Raw genomic sequence first — 23,336 nt, forward strand, 5'->3', positions numbered from 1 at the left:
TGGTTTTTGGCGGTCTGGCGCCGTGTTGCCTGCGGTGTTGGCCGCATCGGGCTGCATTTGATCATTGGTGTGCGAAAACGAACATGTCGCGCTTGTTGTGCGGGCATTTCCAATTTTCAGACGGGGAAGGGCGGTCAGGGTGGCAGCAATGAAGGATGACATCACGCGCATCATCGAGCACGGCGACTGGACCCGGGACAATCTGGTCCGGGTGCTCGGCATGCAGGACGACGCTGCGCTGGAGGTCTTGCGTGCTGCCGCCGAGGCGATGCTGCTGGACAAGGTGGGGGCCGGTGTCAGCCTGCGCGGCCTGATCGAGTTTTCCAATGTCTGCATTTCCGATTGCCTGTACTGCGGTATCCGCATGCATAACCGCCAGGTTGATCGCTATACGCTGAGTGACGACGAGATTGTCGAGTCGGCGCGCTGGTGTGCCGAGAAGGGCTATGGCTCGGTGGTGCTGCAGTCCGGTGAGCGGCGCGATGCGCGCTTTGTAGACCGCCTGGTGGCCAATGTGCGCGCCATCAAGCAGGCCACGCGTTCCGAACGCCAGCCGGAGGGCGTGGGCATTACCCTGTGTGTCGGCGAACAGTCGCGTGAAGACTATCAGCGCCTGTTCGAAGCCGGTGCGCACCGTTATCTGCTGCGTATGGAAACCTTCTCGCCCGCGCTGTTCGCGCGGATCCATCCGGCTCACCAACATTATGAAACGCGGCGTGCCTGTCTGAAGACGCTGCGCGAGGTCGGCTTTCAGGTCGGCACCGGGGTCATGATCGGCATTCCCGGGCAGACGCTGGAAGACCTGGCCGATGATCTGCTGGCTTTCCGGACGCTGGATATCGACATGATCGGCATGGGGCCTTACATCCCGCATGCCCAGGCGGCCATGCCGGCCGAGTGGCCGGTGGCGCCGGTCGAGGCGCGGCTGGATCTGGCCTTCAAGATGATCGGTCTGGCGCGACTGATGCTGGGCGATGTGAATATCGCCGCGACCACGGCGCTGCAGGCGCTGGATCCGGTCGGGCGCGAGCGTGGCCTGCGCTTTGGCGCCAATGTGATCATGCCGCAGGTCACGCCGCTCTCGGTACGCAAGCAATACACCCTTTATGACGGCAAGCCATGCCTGGAAGACAGTGCCGGCCAGTGTGCCACCTGTCTGGAAGGCCGCATTGCCTCGGTCAATCGTTTTATCCGCTACCACAGCTGGGGCGACTCGGTGCACTTTGCCCAGCGCAACGGTCTGGCCGCCGAGCCGGCCGAGCCGCCGTCCGGCCTGCGTCATCTGGCGCTGCGCGCCGACAAGATTATCAAGCTGCATCTGCAACAGGATTGATGCAGCCAGTACAGATTTTGGTCATTGAGAATCGCCCGCTGACGGGCAAAGCAATTCCGGGTTGGAGGAAAAATTGAAGACAATGCTGTATGGGGTATGGGATGGCAAGGTATACGACTTCCGCAAGCAGGCGGCGTCGGACGAGGCCGTCATTCCGGGGCTGAGTGGTCTGGAAGTCTTTGCGCCGGAGAATCCGGTCAAGGTGTTTGTCGCCGATCGCGGTTTCATGGTGTTCGATGCCTCGGCCAATCTGGCCGGTGCCTTCTGGCAATACCTGGCCCGCGCGGCGGACGAGTCCTGTGGCAAGTGCACGCCCTGTCGTGTCGGCACGGTGGAATTGCGTGATCAGCTGGATCTGCTGCGTCGCGGTGACGAGCCGGCCGGTGGTCTGCACAGCCTGCGCATGTTGGCGCATTTGCTGGCGACGACCTCGCTGTGCGGCCTGGGGCAGTCTTCGGGCAAGGCGCTGATGGATGCGCTGACGCACTTCCCCAGCGAGTTCAGCGGCAAGGCGCCGGTGGCCGAGCAAAATGGCGTGATCTACACCACGGCCCCGTGTATCGAGGCTTGCCCGTCGCGTCTGGATGTGCCGCGCTATATCGATTCGATCCGCGAGGGGCGTAATACCCAGGCGATGGAAGTCATCCTCGACAAGTACCCGATGGCGGCCTCCTGTGGCCGGGTCTGTGTGCGTTTCTGCGAGTCGGCCTGTCGTCGTACCAAGGCCGAAGGGGCGCTGGCGATCAAGATGCTCAAGCGTTTTGCTTCCGACAAGGCCTACGCCAGCAGCAAGTCGTTCTTCAACAAGGAACGGGTGCGCCCGGTACTGCCTGCCCGGAAGAAGGTGGCGGTGGTGGGGGCCGGTCCGGCCGGTGTGACCTGTGCTTATCAGTTGCTCAAGCAGGGCATTGATGTCGATGTGATCGACATGCAGCACAAGGCGGGGGGCATGGCGTCGGTGGGGATTCCCAGTTATCGCCTGCCCAAGGACGTGCTCAAGGCCGAGACCGAAGACGCGATTGTCAGTCTGGGCGGCAAGATGGTGTACGGCCGCAAGCTGGGCGAGGACTTTTCCGTCAATGATCTGTTCGCCGAGGGCTATGACAGCGTGTTCCTCGGTTATGGCGCCAGCCGTGGCACCCTGCTCGGGGTCAAGGATGAGGACCCGTCGCTCAAGGGCTATTTCTCGGGTATCGACTTTCTCAAGGCGGTGCATGACCGGGTAGAAGACGGTGTGCCGTTCGAGGTGAATGGCGAGGTCATCGTGGTCGGCGGCGGCAACGTGGCCATGGACTGCGTGCGTTCGGCGCTGCGCCTGGGGGCGCGCAAGGTGCATCTGGTGTATCGCCGTACTGTGGCCGACATGCCGGCAGATCACGAGGAGATCGAGGCTTCCGAGAAGGAGGGCATCGTGTTCCATTGCCTGACCAATCCGTCGCGGCTGATTGCCGATAACGGCCGGGTGGTCGGGGTGGAAGTGGTCGACATGCGCCAGACCGAGGTCGATGCCCGCGGTCGCCGCAATGTCGAGGCGGTGGAAGGTTCCGAGCATGTGCTCAAGTGCGATGTGGTGATTGCCGCCATCGGTCAGCAGGTGGATCGTGCCACGCTGGGCGAGGCTGACGGCATCGAGACCGATCGCTGGGGCTGCGTGGTGGCCGACAAGGACACCATGACCACCTCGCGCGAGGGGGTGTTTGCCGGCGGTGACTGTGTGCTGGGGCCGCAGACGCTGATTCAGGCCATGGCGCACGGCGAGCGTGCCGCACTGAGCATCGTGCAGTATCTGCAGGGGCAGCAGCCGAGCGTGTTGCCGGAACAGCGCATGCAGGCGCTGATTGCCGCCAACAAGCTGCTCAAGGGCGATTGCCTGCAGCGCGAGCCGATGCCGAAGCCGCGTCAGGCTGTCCCGGAACAGCCGGTCGAAGACCGGGTGGGCAACTTTACCGAGGTCGAGCTGGCGCTGACGCAGCGTGATGCCTACCTGGAGTCGGAACGTTGCCTGCGTTGCTACCGCCATTATCTGGTGGTGACCGAAAACCCGCTGGCGCACACTGCCCGCGCCGCTGAATTCGCATGATTGGGTTGGAAAATGAAAGCACAGATCAATAACAAGGAATGTTCGTTCGAGGCGCAGGAGTCGATTCTGCAAGTGGCGCGTCGTCATGGCGTGTTCATCCCGACCTTGTGCGAGTTGCACGATCAGGGGCATGCCCCGGGAACTTGCCGGGTCTGCCTGGTGGAAGTGAAGCGCGAGGGCGCGGCCAGTTCCGAGTTTGTCACGGCCTGTGATACGCCGATGCAGGAAGGGTTGCAGGTCATGACCCGTACCCAGGCGGTGCAGGATCTGCGTCGGGTGCAGGTCGAGCTGATCATGGCCGAGCACAATCAGGATTGTGCCGCCTGTTCGCGTCATGGCGATTGCGAACTGCTGGACGTGGCCGAAGCGGTCGGTGTGCGTCAGTCGTCCTGCAGTATCGCCCGTCCGGGCGTGAGCAAGGTGTGCGAAGGCACGGACAATGCCATTCGTTTTGATCCCAGCCGCTGTATCCGCTGCATGCGCTGCGTGGCGATGTGCCGCGACATTCAGGGGGTGGATGCCCTGAGTCTGGTGGGGCGTGGAGCCGAGTCGGCCATCGAGCTCAATGGGGGGGATGAGCGCCGTCAGTCTGACTGTGTGTCCTGTGGTCAGTGCGTGATGGTGTGCCCGACCGGTGCGCTGTCGGAGAACGATCAGACGCAGACGGTGATGAATTATCTGGTGGATCCGGAGATTGTCACGGTGTTCCAGATCGCCCCGGCAATCCGCGTCGGCTTCGGTCAGGAGTTCGGTCTGCCGGCCGGGACCAATGTCGAGGGTCAGGTGGTGGCGGCGCTGCGCCAGATCGGTGCCGACGTGATTCTGGATACCAATTTTGCTGCCGACCTGGTGATCATGGAGGAAGGGAACGAGGTGCTGGGCCGTGTCCTGGAGGGCCGCGGCACGACCTTTACCTCCTGTTGCCCGGGCTGGGTGGATTTTGCCGAGAAGCATTTCCCGGACATCCTGCCCATGGTGTCGTCGACGCGTTCGCCGCAGCAATGTCTGGGTTCGCTGGCCAAGACCTATCTGGCCAAAAAGATGGACATCGAGGCCGCGCATATCCGCGTGGTATCGATCATGCCGTGTACTGCCAAGAAGCAGGAAGCGGCGCGGCCTGAGCTGGCCAAGGACGGCATTCCGGATGTGGATGTGGTGCTGACCATCCGCGAGTTTGCCCGACTGCTGCGGCGCGAAGGGGTCGATCTGGCGGCGCTGGAACCGTCGGCTTTCGATAACCCGCTGATGAGTGAGTACACCGGTGCCGGGGTGATCTTCGGTACCACCGGCGGGGTGATGGAAGCGGCGATCCGTACGCTGTATTTCGTGGCCAACGGCAAGGAGCTGGAGGGCATTGAGGTGCATGAGGTGCGCGGTTTCGATCATGTGCGCGAGGCCAGCATCGAAGTGGGTGGTCAGGTCGGTACGCTGAATGTGGCCATGGTGCATGGTCTCAAGGGGGCGGCCCAGATGGCCCAGGCGGTGCTGGACGGTGCGGTGAAGTATGACTTCATCGAGGTGATGGCCTGCCCGGGGGGGTGTATCGATGGCGGCGGTCATCTGCGCAGCAAGAAGGGCTATCTCAAGCATGCCGAGGCGCGGCGCAAGGGGCTGTATGCCATTGACCGCAAGACCGGTGCGCGCCAGTCGCACCGTAACCAGCAGGTACAGAAGCTGTATCAGGATTTCCTCGGCGAACCGTTATCGCATGTGTCGCACGAGCTGCTGCATACGCATTACCACGCCAAGCCGCGCCAGGAAGAAGTCTGAGCGCGAGGGGTGCCGCCCGCGGCGCCCTGATGCAAGAAGCCTGCACCGCCGTCTTCCCGGCGGCGGTGCCGAAGGGCTCGGCAGGATAGGGATGAACGGATTTTTACATTGGAGAAAAGCATGAGTCACATTCACGATACCCAGGCCACCTGGCTGAACCCGGAAGTTGTCGAAACCGCGCTGGCCAATGCCAACAAGGATCCGGCACATATCCGCACCGTGCTGGCGAAGGCGCGCGAACTGAAGGGGCTGGATTTTGACGATGTGGCCGCCCTGGCCAGCATCGACAACGACGAGCTGCGTGACGAGCTGTTTGCCACGGCGCGCTACGTCAAGGAAGAAATCTACGGCAAGCGCATGGTGCTGTTTGCACCGCTGTACATTTCGAATGTGTGCGGCAATGAGTGTACTTATTGCGCATTCCGTGCCTCGAACAAGGAGATTCAGCGTCATGCGCTGAATATGGACGATATCAAGCAGGAAGCGCTGTGCCTGATCGATCAGGGGCAGAAGCGTGTACTGCTGGTGGCCGGTGAGGGCTACTCGGCGGCCAATGGCGGATTCAACTATGTGCTGGACGCGATCGATGCGGTGTACTCGGTCGAGCACAAGAACGGCAATATCCGCCGCCTGAATGTCAATGTGGCGCCGCTGAGCATTGAAGAGTTCCAGGCCCTGAAGGCCCGTGAAATCGGCACTTATCAGCTGTTCCAGGAAACGTATCATCGTCCGACTTATGCCGAGGTGCATGTGCGCGGCAAGAAGGCGGATTTCGACTGGCGTGCCAGTGCGATGGACCGGGCCATGCAGGCGGGCATCGACGATGTTGGTCTGGGCGCGCTGTTCGGTTTGTATGACTGGCGTTTCGAGCTGATGAGCGTGATGCAGCATATCGCCCATCTGGAGGAGCGTTTCGGGGTAGGCGCCCACACCATCAGCGTGCCGCGTATCGAACCGGCCGAAGGTTCCGATTACGCCAGCGCCCCGCCTTATGCCGTCAATGACGACGATTTCAAGAAGCTGATCGCCATTTTGCGTCTGGCGGTGCCGTATACCGGTCTGATTCTGTCGACGCGCGAATCGGCCGAGATGCGCCGTGAGGCGATTGCGCTGGGGATTTCGCAGATTTCCGCCGGCAGCCGGACCAATCCGGGGGGCTATGGCGCCGACGAAGGCTCGACCGAGCAGTTCCAGCTGGGTGATCACCGCTCGCTGGAAGAGGTGGTGCGCGAGTTGTCGCAGGCCGGCTTCGTGCCGTCGTTCTGCACGGCCTGCTACCGCATGGGGCGTACCGGCAAGGATTTCATGGATCTGGCCAAGCCGGGTCTGATCAAGCGCAAGTGCGATCCGAATGCGGTGACCACGCTGCAGGAGTACTTGTGTGATTATGCCGAGCCGGAAACGCAGGCTGCCGGCGAGACCGCCATCATGCAGTCGCTGGACAAGATGGATGCCAAGACCCGTCGCAACGCCGAGAAGATGTTGAACATGATCCGCTCGGGTCGTCGCGACATTTACTGCTGAGGCGATCATGGCCTTGCGTCTGGAAAGCGATTCGCTCGGTCAGGTCGAGCTGCCGCAGGATGCCTGGTACGGCGCGCACACCGCCCGGGCGCGCGACAACTTCCTGCTCAGCGGGCAGGGGGTGGCGCCCGAGCTGGTGTCGGCCTTTGCCCGGGTCAAGATTGCCTGCGCACGCACCAATGCGGCGTTGGGTTATCTGCCGGCCGAGCTGGCGGAGGCCATTGTGCGCGCCGCGCGCGAGATGGCGGCCGGCGAGTTTGCCAGCTCGATGGTGGTGGACGCGCTGCAGGGCGGGGCAGGGACCTCGCTCAATATGAATGTCAATGAGGTGCTGGCCAACCGGGCCGAGGAGCTGCTCGGCGGCCAGCGCGGCCAGTACCGGCTGGTGCATCCGATTGATCATGTCAATCTGCATCAGTCGACCAACGATACTTATCCGACGGCGTTGAAGGTGGCGGCCATCGGCCTGCTGCGGCAGTTGCATATCGATATCTCGGAACTGCAGATGGCCTTCCAGCGCAAGGAAGGTGAGTTTGCCCATGTGGTGAAGATCGGCCGCACGCAGCTGCAGGATGCCTGTCCGATGAGCATGGCGGCGAGTTTTTCGGCCTGGGCCGAGGGGCTGTCGCGTGACCGCTGGCGGGTGTCCAAGTGCGAGGAGCGGTTGCGGGTGGTCAATCTTGGCGGCACGGCGATCGGCACCGGCATCACGGCGCCGCGCGAGTATATCTTTGCCGTGACCGAGCGCCTGCGCGAAGAAACCGGCTTTGGGCTGGCGCGGGCAGAGAATCTGGTCGATGCCACGCAGAATGCGGATGTTTTTGTCGAAGTGTCCGGCATTCTCAAGGCGCATGCGGTCAATCTGCTGAAGTGTTCGTCGGATCTGCGTCTGCTGGCTTCGGGGCCGCGTGCCGGTCTGGGTGAGCTGCGTCTGCCGCCGATGCAGGTTGGCTCGAGTATCATGCCCGGCAAGGTGAATCCGGTGATCTGCGAGGCAGTGGCGCAGGCGGCGATGCAGGTGATTGCCAATGATGCCGCCATCACGATGGCGGCGCAGTCCGGCCAGCTGGAGCTGAATGCCTTCCTGCCGCTGGTGGCGCATGCGCTGCTTGGGTCGCTGACCTTGTTGTGTCGCGCCAACCGCATGTTCCGTCTGCGCTGCGTCGAGGGGATTGAGGTGAATGAGGCGGCCTGCCGCGAGCATGTCGCGCAGTCGCTGTCGACGGTGACGGCGCTGGTGCCGCTGATCGGCTATGAGGCGGCGGCCGGACTGGCCAAGCAGGCGCTGGCGCAGGGTTGTACCATTGCCGAGCTGGTGCGCGCCGAGGGACGGTTGAGCGAGGCGGCACTGGCCGAGGCCCTGTCGCCGGCGGCGATGACGGCGCTGGGTTTCCGTGGTGGTCCGCGTCAGCCGAATGGAGGAAATTGACATGATGGATACCCCGAAGGGATTGCGGCTGCATATCGGCCTGTTTGGCCGGCGCAATGTCGGCAAGTCCTCCCTGATGAATGCGCTGGTTGGTCAGTCGGTGTCGATTGTGTCTGATCTGGCCGGGACGACCACCGACCCGGTGGAGAAGACGCTGGAAATGGCGCCGCTGGGGCCGATCGTGTTTGTCGATACCGCCGGTCTGGACGATGTCGGCGCGGTGGGCGAGATGCGCAAGCAGAAGTCGCTGCAGGTGCTGGATCGGGTCGATCTGGCTATTGTGGTGGCGACGCCGGAGGGACTGACTGACTTCGATCAGGAGGTCATGTCGTTGTTGCGCGAGCGCAAGACGCCGTTTGTGGTGGTGTTCAACAAGTGCGATCTGGGACAGCCGCCGGCCGGTGATCTGGCGCGGCTGGATCAGGACAGGATCATGTATGTGCTGGCCAGCGCCACGGCTGCGCAGTCGATGGATCAGGTCAAGGAGGCCTTGTTCCATCTGGCGCCGGAAAATCCGCTGGACGAGCCAAGGCTGATCGGAGACTTGCTGTCGCCGGGCGACCTGGTGTTGCTGGTGGTGCCGATTGATCTGGGCGCGCCCAAGGGGCGCCTGATTCTGCCGCAGGTGCAGACGATCCGCGATGTGCTGGACAGTGATGCCAGCTGTGTGGTGGTCAAGGAGCGCGAACTGGCGGATACCCTGGCCAAGCTGACCGTGCCGCCACGCATCGTGGTGTGTGACTCTCAGGTGGTGCTCAAGGCCTCGGCCGATACCCCGAACGAGATTCCCCTGACCACGTTCTCGATTCTGATGTCCCGTTTCAAGGGCGACATGATCCGTCTGGCGCATGGCGCTGGCGCCATCAATGCGCTCAAGCCGGGGGATCGGGTATTGATTACCGAATCCTGCTCGCATCATTCGCTGGCGGATGATATCGGTCGGGTGAAGATTCCGCGCTGGTTGCGGCAGTTTGCCGGTGGCGACTTGCAGACCGATGTGGTGGCCGGCAAGGACTTTCCGAGTGATCTGTCTCCGTATTCGCTGGTGGTGCAGTGTGGTGGCTGCATGGTGACGCGCAAGATGATTCTGCACCGGCAGTATCTGGCTGAGCGTCAGCAGGTGCCGATGACCAATTACGGCATGGCGATCTCGCAGGTGCAGGGGGTGCTGGAGCGCACTTTGCAGTGTTTCCCGGCGGCGCTGGAGGCCTTCCGCCAGGGGGCGCAGGGGCTCCCGCGATAACGCAGTCTGTCAGGAAAGCAAAAGGCCACCATGACGGTGGCCTTTTGCTTGTGCCGGGCGTCGGGTTAACCGGCGGTTTGTGCGTCCACGCACGCCAGCGCCACCATGTTGATGATGCGGCGTGCCGAGGAGATCGGCGTCAGGATGTGTGCCGGCTTGGCAATGCCCATCAGGATCGGACCGATGGTCACGCCGTCGGAGGCCGAGACGCGCAGCAGGTTGTAGGTGATGTTGGCCGCTTCGATGTTCGGCATGACCAGCAGATTGGCCGAGCCCTTGAGGGTGCTGTCCGGCATGGCTTGCTGACGGATGCTTTCCACCAGGGCGGCATCGCCCTGCATTTCCCCGTCGACTTCCAGCGTCGGCTGATTGCTCTGGATCAGTGCCAGTGCATCGCGCATTTTCTGCGCTGACGGGCAGTTGACCGAGCCAAAGCTGGAGTTGGACAGCAAGGCGACCTTGGGCACGATACCGAAGCGCTTCATCGACTTGGACGCCATCTCGGTAATGCCGGCCAGTTGCTCGGCATCCGGCGCCGGATTGACATAGGTGTCGGTGACGAAGATGTTGCCGTTGGGCAGCATCAGCGCGTTCATGGCGCAGGCCAGTTTTTGCGGGTTGTTGTAGCCCAGCACGTCCTGGATGATCTCGAAGTGGTGACGGTAGGCGCCGAAGGTGCCGCAGATCAGGGCGTCGGCATCACCGCGTCTGACCATCATGGCGCCGATCAGCGTGGTCTGGCCGATCATGCGGCGACGAGCCTGCTCCTGCGAGATGCCGCGGCGCTGCATCAGCTGGTAGTACTCTTTCCAGTAGTCGTTGAAGCGCGGGTCGGAGGCGTTGTCCACCAGCTGGAAGTCTTTGTCGATCTCCAGCTTCAGCCCCAGCTTCTCGATGCGCTTTTCCACTACGTTGCGGCGGCCGATCAGGATTGGCTTGGCCAGACCCTGGGCGACGATCTCCTGCGTGGCATGCAGCACCCGCTCGTCCTCCCCCTCGGCCAGCACCACGCGTTTCTGGTCTTTGCGCGCCTGGGTGAATACCGGCTTCATGAACAGGTTGGTCTTGTAGACGAACTGTGCCAGCTTGTCGATGTAGGCTTCCATGTCGGCGATCGGCCGGGTGGCCACACCGGACTCCATGGCGGCACGCGCCACCGCCGGCGCGATCTTGACGATCAGGCGCGGGTCGAAGGGCTTGGGAATCAGGTATTCCGGGCCGAAGGTCAGCTCCTGGTCGACATAGGCCGATGCCACGACATCGGACTGCTCGGCCATCGCCAGATCGGCAATGGCGCGCACGCAGGCCAGTTTCATCGGTTCGTTGATGGTGGTGGCGCCCACGTCCAGCGCCCCGCGGAAGATGAACGGGAAGCACAGGACGTTGTTGACCTGGTTGGGGAAGTCGGAGCGGCCGGTACAGATGATCGCATCCGGGCGAGCCTCCTTGGCCAGCGGCGGCAGGATTTCCGGCTCGGGGTTGGCCAGCGCCAGGATCAGCGGATGGGCTGCCATCGAGCGCACCATGTCCTGGCTGACCAGGTTCGGGCCGGACAGCCCGAGGAAGATGTCGGCGCCGACGATGGCGTCCTTCAGGGTGCGCAGGCCCTTGTCGTCGATGGCGTAGCGCTTCTTCGACTCGTCCATCTTCTCGTCGCGGCCGTGGTAGATCACGCCCTTGGAGTCGCACACCACCACGTTTTTCTGCTGGATGCCCAGGGCCACCAGCAGGTCCAGGCAGGCAATGGCCGCCGCACCGGCTCCGGAAGTGACCAGGCGCACGTCGGCCATCTGCTTGCCGACCACGCGCAGGCCGTTGAGGACGGCGGCAGCGGTGATGATGGCGGTGCCGTGCTGGTCGTCGTGGAAGACCGGAATCTTCATCTTCTCGCGCAGCTTCTTTTCGATATAGAAGCACTCGGGCGCCTTGATGTCTTCCAGATTGATGCCGCCGAAAGTCGGCTCGAGGGCGGCAATGATGTCGACCAGCTTGTCCGGGTCGTTCTCGTCCACCTCGATGTCGAAGACGTCAATGCCGGCAAACTTCTTGAACAGTACGCCCTTGCCTTCCATCACCGGCTTGCCGGCCAGTGCCCCGATATTGCCCAGGCCGAGCACAGCCGTGCCGTTGGAGATGACCGCCACCAGGTTGCCGCGGGCAGTGTATTTGTAGGCGTTCAGCGGGTCTTCGACGATGGCGTCGCAGGCCGCGGCCACCCCGGGCGAGTAGGCCAGGGCCAGATCGCGCTGAGTGGCCAGCGGCTTGGTCGGCGCCACCTGAATCTTGCCCGGGTTGGGGTATTGGTGATACTCGAGTGCGCTTTGGCGCAGTTGCTCATCCATTTCTCTGTGCGCTCCTGTAGGTGAGGACGTCTTTAATTATTTTGGTGGGTCATTATAGGCAGCACGGCCGCATTCGAGCCATATGGCCGACTGCGAGTCGTGCGGCGAATGGTGTCATGTCAGGGTTGCTTCTCTGGCGTCGTACGCCGGATATGGTCGGGCTGCAGAATCGTGTCGCAAGGCTCGGTCAGCATCTCCGGGTAGTCGCGGCTGAAGTGCAGCCCTCGGCTTTCCTTGCGTGCCAGTGCCGAGCGGATGATCAACTCCGCTGTCTGCACCAGGTTGCGCAGTTCGATCAGGTCATTGCTGACATGGAAGTGGCTGTAGTACTCGTCGATTTCGCCTTCTAGCAGTCTGACCCGGTTCAGTGCCCGCTCCAGGCGCTTGCTGGTGCGCACGATGCCGACATAGTCCCACATGGCCCGGCGCAGCTCGTCCCAGTTGTGCGAGATGACGACCGATTCATCGGCATCCGTGACACGGCTGTCATCCCAGTCCGGGATGGCGGGCAGGGCGAGCTTGCCCTGCGACAGGATGTCTTCGGCGGCTGCCTTGCCAATGACCAGACACTCGAGCAGCGAATTGCTGGCCAGACGGTTTGCGCCGTGCAGGCCGGTGCAGGCGGACTCGCCGACGGCATACAGTCCGTCGACATCCGTGCGCCCGCGCAGATCGGTCAGCAGGCCGCCGCAGGTGTAGTGGGCTGCCGGCACCACCGGAATCGGCTCCTTGGTAATGTCAATGCCCAATTCCAGGCAGTGGTTGTAAATGTTGGGAAAATGCTCGCGGACAAATTCCGCCGGTTTATAGGAAATATCCAGGTAAACGCAATCCAGACCGTGCCGCTTCATCTCGAAGTCGATGGCGCGTGCGACGATGTCGCGCGGCGCCAGTTCGGCGCGCGGATCGTGATCCGGCATGAAGCGTGTGCCGTCAGGCAGTCGCAAGATGCCGCCCTCACCACGAACCGCCTCGGAGATCAGGAAAGATTCGCTGTGCGAATGATAGAGGCAGGTCGGGTGAAACTGGATGAACTCCATGTTGCCAACCCGGCAGCCTGCCCGCCAGCCCATGGCAATCCCATCGCCCGTGGCGGTATAGGGGTTGGTGCTGTACAGGTAGACCTTGCCGGCGCCGCCGCAGGCCAGGATGGTGTGCTTGGCGGCGATGGTCTTGACCTCATCGCCCTTCTTGTCCAGCACATAGGCGCCGTAGCAGCGATGCCCCTCCAGGCCGAGCTTGGCCGATGTGATCAGATCGATGGCAATGTGCTCTTCCAGCAGCGTGATGTTCGGGTGAGCCTTGATTTTCTGCCCCAGCGTGCTGGTGACGGCAGCACCGGTGGCATCGGCGGCATGGATGATGCGGCGGTGACTGTGGCCGCCTTCGCGTGTCAGGTGGTATCCCGTGCGATGGGTTTCATCCTTGGTGAAGGGCACGCCCAGCGAGATCAGCCAGCGGATGGCCTCTTCGGAATGCTCGACAATAAAACGCGTGGCATCGGCGTTGCACAGGCCCGCACCGGCAATCAGCGTGTCACGGATGTGCTCTTCGACCGAGTCTTCGGTATCCAGAACGGCAGCAATGCCGCCTTGTGCGTAACTGGAGCTGCCCTCCAGCAGGTCTTTCTTGGTGACCAGTGCCACCTTGCGGGTTTCGGCCAGATGCAGGGCCAGCGTCATGCCGGCCAGCCCGCTGCCAATAATCAGAATATCGTACTTGAGCATGGTCATTGGATGTCCGTTCCGCTTATCAGAGCGATGACATCAGAGTATGTCGAAAAGATTTAGACTACCAGATTCAGCGCGGCGATTGGGGGTGGCTTGTCTGTTGCCGGGCGAGGAGAGGCGTGTGCGTCGCCTGTCTTTGAAATGATTGTTGCGGGAGGGGTTGACGGGTGGCAGGGCGGGGCGTATAGTTCGGCTTCTTCGCTGCAGCAACAACGCAGCACCGCTCTTTAACAAAACGAACAACCGATAGGTGTGAGTGCCGGGAAAGACCGACACTTGCACTGCAAGAGACAGAAAAAAACCTTACGGGGTTCTTTTGAAGTCCTTGCGTGCCAGATAGTACGAAAAGCATAGAGATTGAACTGAAGAGTTTGATCCTGGCTCAGATTGAACGCTGGCGGCATGCTTTACACATGCAAGTCGAACGGCAGCACGGGAGCTTGCTCCTGGTGGCGAGTGGCGAACGGGTGAGTAATGCGTCGGAACGTGCCGAGTAATGGGGGATAACGCAGCGAAAGTTGTGCTAATACCGCATACGCTCTGAGGAGGAAAGCGGGGGACCTTCGGGCCTCGCGTTATTCGAGCGGCCGACGTCTGATTAGCTAGTTGGTGGGGTAAAGGCCCACCAAGGCGACGATCAGTAGCGGGTCTGAGAGGATGATCCGCCACACTGGGACTGAGACACGGCCCAGACTCCTACGGGAGGCAGCAGTGGGGAATTTTGGACAATGGGGGCAACCCTGATCCAGCCATGCCGCGTGTCTGAAGAAGGCCTTCGGGTTGTAAAGGACTTTTGTCAGGGAGCAAATCCTGCTTGTGAATAATGAGCGGGGATGAGAGTACCTGAAGAATAAGCACCGGCTAACTACGTGCCAGCAGCCGCGGTAATACGTAGGGTGCAAGCGTTAATCGGAATTACTGGGCGTAAAGCGTGCGCAGGCGGTTTTGCAAGTCTGATGTGAAAGCCCCGGGCTCAACCTGGGAACGGCATTGGAGACTGCAAGGCTAGAGTGCGTCAGAGGGGGGTAGAATTCCACGTGTAGCAGTGAAATGCGTAGAGATGTGGAGGAATACCGATGGCGAAGGCAGCCCCCTGGGATGACACTGACGCTCATGCACGAAAGCGTGGGGAGCAAACAGGATTAGATACCCTGGTAGTCCACGCCCTAAACGATGTCAACTAGCTGTTGGGGGTTTGAATCCTTGGTAGCGTAGCTAACGCGAGAAGTTGACCGCCTGGGGAGTACGGCCGCAAGGTTAAAACTCAAAGGAATTGACGGGGACCCGCACAAGCGGTGGATGATGTGGATTAATTCGATGCAACGCGAAAAACCTTACCTGCTCTTGACATGTACCGAAGCCCGAAGAGATTTGGGTGTGCCCGAAAGGGAGCGGTAACACAGGTGCTGCATGGCTGTCGTCAGCTCGTGTCGTGAGATGTTGGGTTAAGTCCCGCAACGAGCGCAACCCTTGTCATTAGTTGCCATCATTAAGTTGGGCACTCTAATGAGACTGCCGGTGACAAACCGGAGGAAGGTGGGGATGACGTCAAGTCCTCATGGCCCTTATGAGCAGGGCTTCACACGTCATACAATGGTCGGTACAGAGGGTCGCGAAGCCGCGAGGTGGAGCCAATCTCAAAAAACCGATCGTAGTCCGGATCGCACTCTGCAACTCGAGTGCGTGAAGTCGGAATCGCTAGTAATCGCAGATCAGCATGCTGCGGTGAATACGTTCCCGGGTCTTGTACACACCGCCCGTCACACCATGGGAGTGGGGGATACCAGAAGTGGGTAGGCTAACCGCAAGGAGGCCGCTTACCACGGTATGCTTCATGACTGGGGTGAAGTCGTAACAAGGTAGCCGTAGGGGAACCTGCGGCTGGATCACCTCCTTTCTAGAGAAAGTCGATCCTGGTACTCACAGCCTATCGGTTGTTCAGCGAGTGGAATGGTAATCAGAGGGCCTGAGGGGTCTTGTGATTAGCGTTTCAAACGCATTGATCTTTAACAAACTGAAGAAGCCGAATACAAAATTGATTCTGAGCCAGGATGGTTTCATCCTCGTTTGGATTCAACTTTGGGTAATTGTATGTATCGACGTTTTGCCGGTAGAGGTATCGGCAAGGCGAGTGCGCAAGGCCCTTGAAATGATAGGGTCAAGCGAGTAAGTGCATCTGGTGGATGCCTTGGCGATCATAGGCGATGAAGGACGTGTAAGCCTGCGAAAAGCGCGGGGGAGCTGGCAATAGAGCTTTGATCCCGCGATGTCCGAATGGGGAAACCCGGCCCTTAGGGGTCACTCCCACCTGAACACATAGGATGGGTAGAGCGAACGCGGAGAACTGAAACATCTAAGTACCCGCAGGAAAAGAAATCAACCGAGATTCCGTGAGTAGTGGTGAGCGAAAATGGAAGAGCCTGTACGTTTTAGCCGTTGAGTTAGTGGAAGAGTCTGGAAAGGCTCGCCATAGTGGGTGATAGCCCCGTACACGAAAACTGAATGGTGGCACTGAGCGTACGACAAGTAGGGCGGGACACGAGAAATCCTGTCTGAAGATGGGGGGACCATCCTCCAAGGCTAAATACTCATGATCGACCGATAGTGAACCAGTACCGTGAGGGAAAGGCGAAAAGAACCCCGGGAGGGGAGTGAAATAGAACCTGAAACCGGATGCATACAAACAGTGGGAGCCTCGCAAGGGGTGACTGCGTACCTTTTGTATAATGGGTCAGCGACTTACGTTCAGTAGCGAGCTTAACCGAATAGGGGAGGCGTAGCGAAAGCGAGTCCGAATAGGGCGCTTCAGTTGCTGGGCGTAGACCCGAAACCGAGTGATCTATCCATGGCCAGGATGAAGGTGCGGTAACACGCACTGGAGGTCCGAACCCACTAATGTTGCAAAATTAGGGGATGAGCTGTGGATAGGGGTGAAAGGCTAAACAAACTCGGAGATAGCTGGTTCTCCCCGAAAACTATTTAGGTAGTGCCTCATGTATCACTTCCGGGGGTAAAGCACTGTTATGGCTAGGGGGTCATTGCGACTTACCAACCCATGGCAAACTCTGAATACCGGAAAGTGCGAGCATGGGAGACAGACGGTGGGTGCTAACGTCCATCGTCAAGAGGGAAACAACCCAGACCGCCAGCTAAGGTCCCAAATGATCAGTTAAGTGGTAAACGAAGTGGGAAGGCCCAGACAGCCAGGATGTTGGCTTAGAAGCAGCCATCATTTAAAGAAAGCGTAATAGCTCACTGGTCGAGTCGTCCTGCGCGGAAGATGTAACGGGGCTCAAACTGATAACCGAAGCTGCGGATTTGCACGCGAGTGCAAGTGGTAGGGGAGCGTTCTGTAGGTCTGTGAAGGTGTGTCGAAAGGCATGCTGGAGATATCAGAAGTGCGAATGCTGACATGAGTAGCGATAAAGCGGGTGAAAAGCCCGCTCACCGAAAGCCCAAGGTTTCCTACGCAACGTTCATCGGCGTAGGGTGAGTCGGCCCCTAAGGCGAGGCAGAAATGCGTAGTCGATGGGAAACTGGTTAACATTCCAGTACTTTCATACAGTGCGATGGGGGGACGGAGAAGGTTAGGTCAGCCAACTGTTGGAATAGTTGGTTCAAGCTGGTAGGCGGGACACGCAGGCAAATCCACGTGTTCGTTAACGCCGAGAAGTGATAACGAGGGTCTACGGACCTGAAGTGACTGATACCCTGCTTCCAGGAAAAGCCTCTAAGCTTCAGCTGTATGAGAACCGTACCGCAAACCGACACAGGTGGGCAGGAAGAAAATTCTAAGGTGCTTGAGAGAACTCAGGAGAAGGAACTCGGCAAATTGATACCGTAACTTCGGGAGAAGGTATGCCTCTTAGGGTGTAGGACTTCGCGTCCGAAGCTTTGAGAGGTCGCAGAGAATCGGTGGCTGCGACTGTTTATCAAAAACACAGCACTGTGCCAACACGAAAGTGGACGTATACGGTGTGACGCCTGCCCGGTGCCGGAAGGTTAAGTGATGGGGTGCAAGCTCTTGATCGAAGCCCCGGTAAACGGCGGCCGTAACTATAACGGTCCTAAGGTAGCGAAATTCCTTGTCGGGTAAGTTCCGACCCGCACGAATGGCGTAACGATGGCCACACTGTCTCCTCCTGAGACTCAGCGAAGTTGAAATGTTTGTGAAGATGCAATCTACCCGCTGCTAGACGGAAAGACCCCGTGAACCTTTACTGTAGCTTTGCATGGGACTTTGAACAGACTTGTGTAGGATAGGTGGGAGGCTATGAAGCGTGAACGCTAGTTTGCGTGGAGCCGTCCTTGAAATACCACCCTGGTGTGTTTGAGGTTCTAACCTAGGTCCGTGATCCGGATCGGGGACAGTGCATGGTAGGCAGTTTGACTGGGGCGGTCTCCTCCCAAAGTGTAACGGAGGAGTTCGAAGGTCACCTAGGTACGGTCGGAAATCGTGCTGATAGTGCAATGGCAAAAGGTGGCTTAACTGCGAGACCGACAAGTCGAGCAGGTGCGAAAGCAGGACATAGTGATCCGGTGGTTCTGAATGGAAGGGCCATCGCTCAACGGATAAAAGGTACTCCGGGGATAACAGGCTGATTCCGCCCAAGAGTTCACATCGACGGCGGAGTTTGGCACCTCGATGTCGGCTCATCACATCCTGGGGCTGTAGCCGGTCCCAAGGGTATGGCTGTTCGCCATTTAAAGTGGTACGCGAGCTGGGTTCAAAACGTCGTGAGACAGTTTGGTCCCTATCTGCAGTGGGCGTTGGAAGTTTGACGGGGGCTGCTCCTAGTACGAGAGGACCGGAGTGGACGAACCTCTGGTGTACCGGTTGTCACGCCAGTGGCATCGCCGGGTAGCTAAGTTCGGAAGAGATAACCGCTGAAAGCATCTAAGCGGGAAACTCGCCTGAAGATGAGACTTCCCTGAGGGCTAGACCCTCCTGAAGAGTCGTTCGAGACCAGGACGTTGATAGGTCGGGTGTGGAAGCGCTGTGAGGCGTGAAGCTAACCGATACTAATGGCTCGTGAGGCTTGATCCTATCATTTGATGGGCTTTGTGCCCGATACATACGAATTCAAACCAAACGGCTTCTGCAGTTTGTAGACAGTTTATGTCTGGCGGCCATAGCGAGGTGGTCCCACGCCTTCCCATCCCGAACAGGACCGTGAAACGCCTTAGCGCCGATGATAGTGCGGCATTCGCCGTGTGAAAGTAGGACACTGCCAGACTCCCCATGCAAAGCCCAGACCTTCAGGTCTGGGCTTTTTGCTTTGTGGTGCCGCAGGAGGCGCGATGAGCAAAAGCCCGGATCGATGATCCGGGCTTTGTGGTGTGTCGCTTCCCGCCGCGGCGTCAGGACTGGGCTTGCGGCTGAGTGCGCTGGGCGCGCTCTTCACGCGGCGTGATGCCGAAATGGTTGCGATAGGTGCAGGCCAGGTGTTGAATATCGATGGCTTACTGGCTGATTGAGACAAGACAACGAAGGATTTCTGTTTTACCGCTATGGAGCCATGGCTACTTGCCTAGCTCATTGATTTAAAATGAAAAGGTAATTGCGTTTGGGTGGGTAAATGCTGACGTAATAATGGACAGGTGTATTATATTGGTGATGGTGCTACGATCATTTACCTTTTGACATCGATGCCTCATGAATCAAAACGACCTGATCGAACTCAGTCTGCCCGCTTTGGTGACCTTGCCCCGCCCGGTGCTGATGCGCATTGAGCATCGACCAGGCCACTCCTATGTCCGCCCCCATCGACACCCCTGGGCCCAGTTCATGTACTGCAGCAGTGGCGTGATGTCGGTGACCACCGAAATCGGCAGCTATGTCATGACACCGGACATGGGGCTGTGGATCCCCCCGAATATCGAACACTCGGTCGAAATGGTTCAGGCCATTGAGCAAGAGAGCTTGTACCTGGATGGGGAACTCGGCGCACGTCTGGCTGGTCAGGGAGGCGTCGTTCACATGAACGCGCTGGTCAGGGAGCTGATTCACGAAGCGGGTACCTATCCGGTCGAGTATGACGAGCAGGGAGAGCAGGGAAGGCTGATTGCCGTGCTGATCGACCAGCTGTCCCGGCTGAGCCTGCGCGATGTGCTCTTGCCATTCCCGCGCGATGGGCGGCTCCAGTCGATTTGTCGCCAGCTGATCGCCCAACCGGCGTGCGATCACAGTCTGGAGGACTGGGCCGGCCAGGCCGCCGCCTCCAGTCGTACCCTGAGCCGTCTGTTCGAGTCCGAGACCGGGATGGGGTTTCGTGCCTGGCGCCAGCGCCTGCGTCTGCAGCGTGCCATGCTCAGGCTGGGGGAAGGCGCTGCGGTATCCCGCGTGGCGGCAGAAGTTGGTTATACCTCCGCTTCGGCCTTCATTGTTGCCTTCAAGCGCTTCTTTGGCTTTCCGCCCGGGAGTGTCGGCAACCGCCACGAGACCACGAACCCGCGATAAGGCTTGGCACAACCGCTCTTCATATTCATATAGCAAAACGGTTTTGCGTTGATCTCCTGTCTGCTTTAGATTCCTTGCATGAAGCGCCTCTGACAGAAGGCCGGGAATCACAGACAGGTTACGCATGCTAGACGCACATCGACAGACACACCTCAAACAGCTGGAAGCCGAATCGATTCATATCATTCGCGAAGTGGCTGCCGAATTCGACAATCCGGTCATGTTGTATTCGATCGGCAAAGACTCGGCGGTCATGCTGCATCTGGCACTCAAGGCCTTCTACCCTGGCAAGCTGCCTTTCCCCCTGCTGCACGTGGATACCACCTGGAAATTCCGCGAGATGATCACGTTTCGAGATCAGCTGGCGGCGCGGCTTGGCCTGAAGCTGCTGGTGCATACCAATCCGGAAGGCCTGGCGGCCGGGATCAATCCCTTCCTCCATGGCAGTGCCCTGCATACCGATGTGATGAAGACCCAGGCCCTGAAACAGGCCCTGGACAAATACGGCTTCGATGCCGCCTTTGGCGGCGCCCGGCGTGACGAAGAAAAATCGCGCGCCAAGGAGCGCGTGTACTCCTTCCGTGATCGCCAGCACCGCTGGGATCCGAAGAACCAGCGTCCCGAGCTGTGGAATCTGTATAACGCCCGCATCAACAAAGGGGAGAGCATCCGCGTCTTCCCGCTGTCCAACTGGACCGAACTGGATATCTGGCAATACATCTATCTGGAAAACATCGACATCGTGCCGCTGTACTTTGCCGCCGAGCGTCCTGTTGTCGAGCGTGACGGCATGCTGTTGATGGTGGACGACGAGCGTATGCCGCTGAGACCGGGCGAGGTGCCGCAAATGCGCAAGGTGCGCTTCCGTACGCTCGGCTGTTATCCGCTGACCGGCGCCGTCGAATCCGACGCCACCACCCTGCCGGAGATCATCCAGGAGATGCTGTTGACCAAGACCTCCGAGCGCCAGGGACGCCTCATCGACCACGATCAGTCCGGCTCGATGGAAAAGAAAAAAATAGCCGGCTATTTCTAGCCTGTCTGCGACAGAAGCGAGTAACCCATGTCACACCAATCCGGGCTGATTGCCGACAACATTCACGAATACCTGAAACAGCATGAACAGAAGGACCTGCTGCGTTTCATCACCTGTGGCAACGTTGATGACGGCAAATCCACGCTGATTGGCCGCCTGCTGCACGACTCAAAGCTGATTTTCGAGGACCAGCTGGCCGCCATCCAGCGCGATTCACAGCGCTACAACACCACCGATGACGATATCGATCTGGCGCTGCTGGTGGACGGACTGCAGGCCGAGCGCGAGCAGGGCATCACCATTGACGTGGCCTACCGCTACTTCTCCACCGACAAGCGAAAATTCATCATTGCCGATTGCCCGGGGCACGAGCAGTACACCCGCAATATGGCCACCGGCGCGTCAACCTGTGATCTGGCGGTGATTCTGGTGGACGCCCGTCACGGTATCCAGACGCAGACACGGCGCCATAGCTATATCGTCAGCCTGCTCGGCATTCGTCACGTGATCGTCGCCATCAACAAGATGGACCTGCGTGACTACGATCAGGCGGCGTTCGATGCCATCCGTGACCAGTACCTCAGCCTGGCCGTCGGCATGGGCTTCGAATCACTGCACTTCGTGCCGATCTCTGCCCTGCGTGGCGACAATGTGGTCGAGGCCAGTGCCCATATGCCCTGGTATCACGGTCAGACCCTGATGCAGTTGCTGGAGTCGGTAGAGCTGACGGCGGCGCAGGGCCTGGGCGCCTTCCGGCTGCCAGTGCAGTGGGTCAACCGGCCGCATGCTGATTTTCGCGGTTTCAGTGGCACGATCGCCGCCGGAGAGATCCATCCGGGAGATCGCATCGTGGCCTTGCCATCCGGGCGGGAAAGCCGCGTCAGGGCCATCGTCACGGCAGATGGTGATCTGGCCCGTGCCGGCGCCGGTCAGGCCATCACCCTGACCCTGGAGGATGAAATCGATATCTCGCGCGGCGACATGCTGGTACGGGCCGGCGAGGCTGCGCCTGCCGTGTCCGCGGCCTTTGAGGCACATATCGTCTGGATGGCTGAAGCACCGCTGCAGCCTGGGCGCGAGTATCTGTTCAAGCTGGCGGGGCGCCAGGTGCCGGGACGGGTGGTGCGCATTCTGCAGCGCATCGACGTCAATACCCATGCGGCGGAGCAGGCCGAGCAGCTGGCGCTGAACGAGATTGGCCTGTGCCGGGTACAACTCGATGCGCCGGTCATCTTTGACCCTTACCGCCAATGCCGCCACACCGGCAATTTCATCGTCATCGATCGTTTCAACCATGCCACCGCCGCCGGCGGCATGATCCAGCAAGCGGTCGAATTGCCGGGGGTGGTGCTGGATGCCACGGCGCAACAGACGGCCTTCAAAGCCGAGCTGCAGGCCTTGCTGCACAAATACTATCCGCAACATCGACTGGCAGATCTGCCGCAGCTGCTGTCACGTCTTGGGATCGGTCAGGACGACTGATGTTGTAGCGAGAAGCAGGCGCCCTGGTCTTGAGCCAGGGTGCTGCACAGCCAGGGCATGATCTCCTGCAGCGTCGAGGCCAGCGTCCAGGGTGGATTGAGAATGAACATCCCGCTGCCATGCATGCCGAACCCATCGGCAGAAGGCGTTTGTACCGTCAGGGTGACATTCAGCCAGCTCTGGACCGGCAGCTTTTTCAGCGCGTCCGGCAATTCACGCATCTCGGCCCGCTGCAGCAGGGGATACCACACGGCATAGACACCGGTGGCAAAGCGCTTCAACCCCTCGCGCAGCGCCTGAGGCACGCGCTGATAATCCTTCTTGTCCTCGTACGGCGGGTCAATCAGTACCAGCGCCCGTCTGGGCGGCGGCGGCAGAATCGCCTTGATGCCTTCGAAACCATCGGCGCACTGAATCTGGCAGCGGCGGTGGCGACCGGCGAAATTCTCCTGCAGGATGCGGTGGTCGCTCGGGTGCAGCTCGAACAGACGCAGCTTGCCCTCGGCGGCCATGACCCGATCTGCCACCAGCGGAGAGCCGGGGTAAAACGCCAGCTTGCCATCGGGATTGCAGCCGCGGATCAGGGCCACATAATCCTGCACCGCCGGGGGCAGATCCTGGCGTTGCCACAGTCGCGCAATGCCGCTTTCATACTCGGCATTCTTGGCGGCAAAACCTTCCTCCAGCGCATACAGGCCTGCACCGGCATGCGTATCGACATACCAGAACGGCTTGTCCTTTTGCCCAAGGTGTTGCAAAAGCAGCACTTGAATCAGGTGTTTCAGGACATCGGCGTGATTTCCGGCATGAAAGGCGTGGCGATAGCTCAACATGAGGGTTTTTCTTCAATCTGGAGGGGGTAATTGTAGCGGAAATGCCGTCAAATTCCGATTGCCAGTCAAAATAT

General features: G+C 59.9%; 12 protein-coding genes and 3 rRNA genes. 12 read left to right on the forward strand and 3 right to left on the reverse strand.

Features of this window, described 5'->3' with window-relative positions:
- Positions 1-148: 148 nt before the first annotated feature.
- From hydE to hydF, 6 genes are all read left to right on the forward strand, one after another.
- Positions 149-1,333 carry a [FeFe] hydrogenase H-cluster radical SAM maturase HydE gene (gene hydE / locus JNO51_RS06620; protein ID WP_215782222.1) on the forward strand — a complete coding sequence of 395 codons (1,185 nt, stop codon included), beginning with the start codon at positions 149-151 and terminating at the stop codon, positions 1,331-1,333.
- A gap of 82 nt (positions 1,334-1,415) precedes the next feature.
- Positions 1,416-3,413 carry an FAD-dependent oxidoreductase gene (locus JNO51_RS06625; RefSeq protein ID WP_252346229.1) on the forward strand — a complete coding sequence of 666 codons (1,998 nt, stop codon included), beginning with the start codon at positions 1,416-1,418 and terminating at the stop codon, positions 3,411-3,413.
- 12 nt (positions 3,414-3,425) lie between these two features.
- Positions 3,426-5,183 carry a 2Fe-2S iron-sulfur cluster binding domain-containing protein gene (locus JNO51_RS06630; RefSeq protein WP_215782224.1) on the forward strand — a complete coding sequence of 586 codons (1,758 nt, stop codon included), beginning with the start codon at positions 3,426-3,428 and terminating at the stop codon, positions 5,181-5,183.
- A gap of 120 nt (positions 5,184-5,303) precedes the next feature.
- Positions 5,304-6,707, forward strand: coding sequence for a [FeFe] hydrogenase H-cluster radical SAM maturase HydG (gene hydG, locus JNO51_RS06635; protein WP_215782225.1), 1,404 nt, complete (start codon positions 5,304-5,306; stop codon positions 6,705-6,707).
- Between the two features lie 7 nt (positions 6,708-6,714).
- Positions 6,715-8,136 carry an aspartate ammonia-lyase gene (locus JNO51_RS06640; protein ID WP_215782226.1) on the forward strand — a complete coding sequence of 474 codons (1,422 nt, stop codon included), beginning with the start codon at positions 6,715-6,717 and terminating at the stop codon, positions 8,134-8,136.
- Between the two features lies 1 nt (position 8,137).
- Entirely contained in the window at positions 8,138-9,379 is a 1,242-nt protein-coding gene (hydF, locus tag JNO51_RS06645; protein WP_215782227.1) for a [FeFe] hydrogenase H-cluster maturation GTPase HydF, read from the forward strand.
- A gap of 65 nt (positions 9,380-9,444) precedes the next feature.
- Here the strand turns inward: hydF and JNO51_RS06650 are convergent, their stop codons facing one another.
- Positions 9,445-11,721, reverse strand: a complete 2,277-nt coding sequence (locus JNO51_RS06650; RefSeq protein WP_215782228.1) for an NADP-dependent malic enzyme — start codon at positions 11,719-11,721, stop codon at positions 9,445-9,447.
- Between the two features lie 119 nt (positions 11,722-11,840).
- A complete protein-coding gene (gene nadB, locus JNO51_RS06655) occupies positions 11,841-13,448 on the reverse strand; it encodes an L-aspartate oxidase (RefSeq protein ID WP_215782674.1) in 1,608 nt (535 codons plus the stop codon).
- A 362-nt stretch (positions 13,449-13,810) separates the two neighbouring features.
- On the opposite strand from nadB, the gene JNO51_RS06660 reads away from it, so the two are divergent.
- The 6 genes from JNO51_RS06660 (at position 13,811) to cysN (ending at position 22,429) form a co-directional block, all read left to right on the forward strand.
- Positions 13,811-15,348 (forward strand): 16S ribosomal RNA (locus JNO51_RS06660).
- 259 nt (positions 15,349-15,607) lie between these two features.
- A 23S ribosomal RNA gene (locus JNO51_RS06665) occupies positions 15,608-18,498 on the forward strand.
- Between the two features lie 75 nt (positions 18,499-18,573).
- Positions 18,574-18,688 (forward strand): 5S ribosomal RNA (rrf, locus tag JNO51_RS06670).
- The 16S, 23S and 5S rRNA genes sit together here, the layout of an rRNA operon.
- Before the next feature lie 419 nt (positions 18,689-19,107).
- The gene (locus tag JNO51_RS06675; RefSeq protein WP_215782229.1) at positions 19,108-19,911 is read left to right on the forward strand and encodes a helix-turn-helix transcriptional regulator; all 804 of its coding nucleotides are present in this window, start codon (positions 19,108-19,110) and stop codon (positions 19,909-19,911) included.
- Between the two features lie 124 nt (positions 19,912-20,035).
- Positions 20,036-20,947, forward strand: a complete 912-nt coding sequence (cysD, locus tag JNO51_RS06680; protein ID WP_215782230.1) for a sulfate adenylyltransferase subunit CysD — start codon at positions 20,036-20,038, stop codon at positions 20,945-20,947.
- Positions 20,948-20,974: 27 nt separating this feature from the next.
- The gene (gene cysN, locus JNO51_RS06685; RefSeq protein WP_215782231.1) at positions 20,975-22,429 is read left to right on the forward strand and encodes a sulfate adenylyltransferase subunit CysN; all 1,455 of its coding nucleotides are present in this window, start codon (positions 20,975-20,977) and stop codon (positions 22,427-22,429) included.
- On the opposite strand, the gene JNO51_RS06690 is transcribed toward cysN, so the two are convergent.
- Complete coding sequence (locus JNO51_RS06690; protein ID WP_215782232.1) at positions 22,417-23,262, reverse strand: 23S rRNA (adenine(2030)-N(6))-methyltransferase RlmJ; 846 nt, start codon at positions 23,260-23,262, stop codon at positions 22,417-22,419. The two genes, cysN and JNO51_RS06690, sit on opposite strands and share 13 nt — an antisense overlap.
- Positions 23,263-23,336: the final 74 nt, after the last annotated feature.

It is taken from the genome of Paludibacterium sp. B53371, from assembly GCF_018802765.1.
Classification (GTDB): domain Bacteria; phylum Pseudomonadota; class Gammaproteobacteria; order Burkholderiales; family Chromobacteriaceae; genus Paludibacterium.

What these genes read in the sequence shown, in the direction of transcription:
- cysD (WP_215782230.1), top strand. Translation starts at nt 20,036, where the DNA reads ATGCTAGACGCACATCGACAGACACACCTCAAACAGCTGGAAGCCGAA.
- JNO51_RS06650 (WP_215782228.1), bottom strand. Translation starts at nt 11,721, where the DNA reads ATGGATGAGCAACTGCGCCAAAGCGCACTCGAGTATCACCAATACCCC.
- JNO51_RS06690 (WP_215782232.1), bottom strand. Translation starts at nt 23,262, where the DNA reads ATGTTGAGCTATCGCCACGCCTTTCATGCCGGAAATCACGCCGATGTC.
- nadB (WP_215782674.1), bottom strand. Translation starts at nt 13,448, where the DNA reads ATGCTCAAGTACGATATTCTGATTATTGGCAGCGGGCTGGCCGGCATG.
- hydG (WP_215782225.1), top strand. Translation starts at nt 5,304, where the DNA reads ATGAGTCACATTCACGATACCCAGGCCACCTGGCTGAACCCGGAAGTT.
- JNO51_RS06625 (WP_252346229.1), top strand. Translation starts at nt 1,416, where the DNA reads ATGCTGTATGGGGTATGGGATGGCAAGGTATACGACTTCCGCAAGCAG.
- JNO51_RS06640 (WP_215782226.1), top strand. Translation starts at nt 6,715, where the DNA reads ATGGCCTTGCGTCTGGAAAGCGATTCGCTCGGTCAGGTCGAGCTGCCG.
- JNO51_RS06630 (WP_215782224.1), top strand. Translation starts at nt 3,426, where the DNA reads ATGAAAGCACAGATCAATAACAAGGAATGTTCGTTCGAGGCGCAGGAG.
- hydE (WP_215782222.1), top strand. Translation starts at nt 149, where the DNA reads ATGAAGGATGACATCACGCGCATCATCGAGCACGGCGACTGGACCCGG.
- cysN (WP_215782231.1), top strand. Translation starts at nt 20,975, where the DNA reads ATGTCACACCAATCCGGGCTGATTGCCGACAACATTCACGAATACCTG.
- hydF (WP_215782227.1), top strand. Translation starts at nt 8,138, where the DNA reads ATGATGGATACCCCGAAGGGATTGCGGCTGCATATCGGCCTGTTTGGC.
- JNO51_RS06675 (WP_215782229.1), top strand. Translation starts at nt 19,108, where the DNA reads ATGAATCAAAACGACCTGATCGAACTCAGTCTGCCCGCTTTGGTGACC.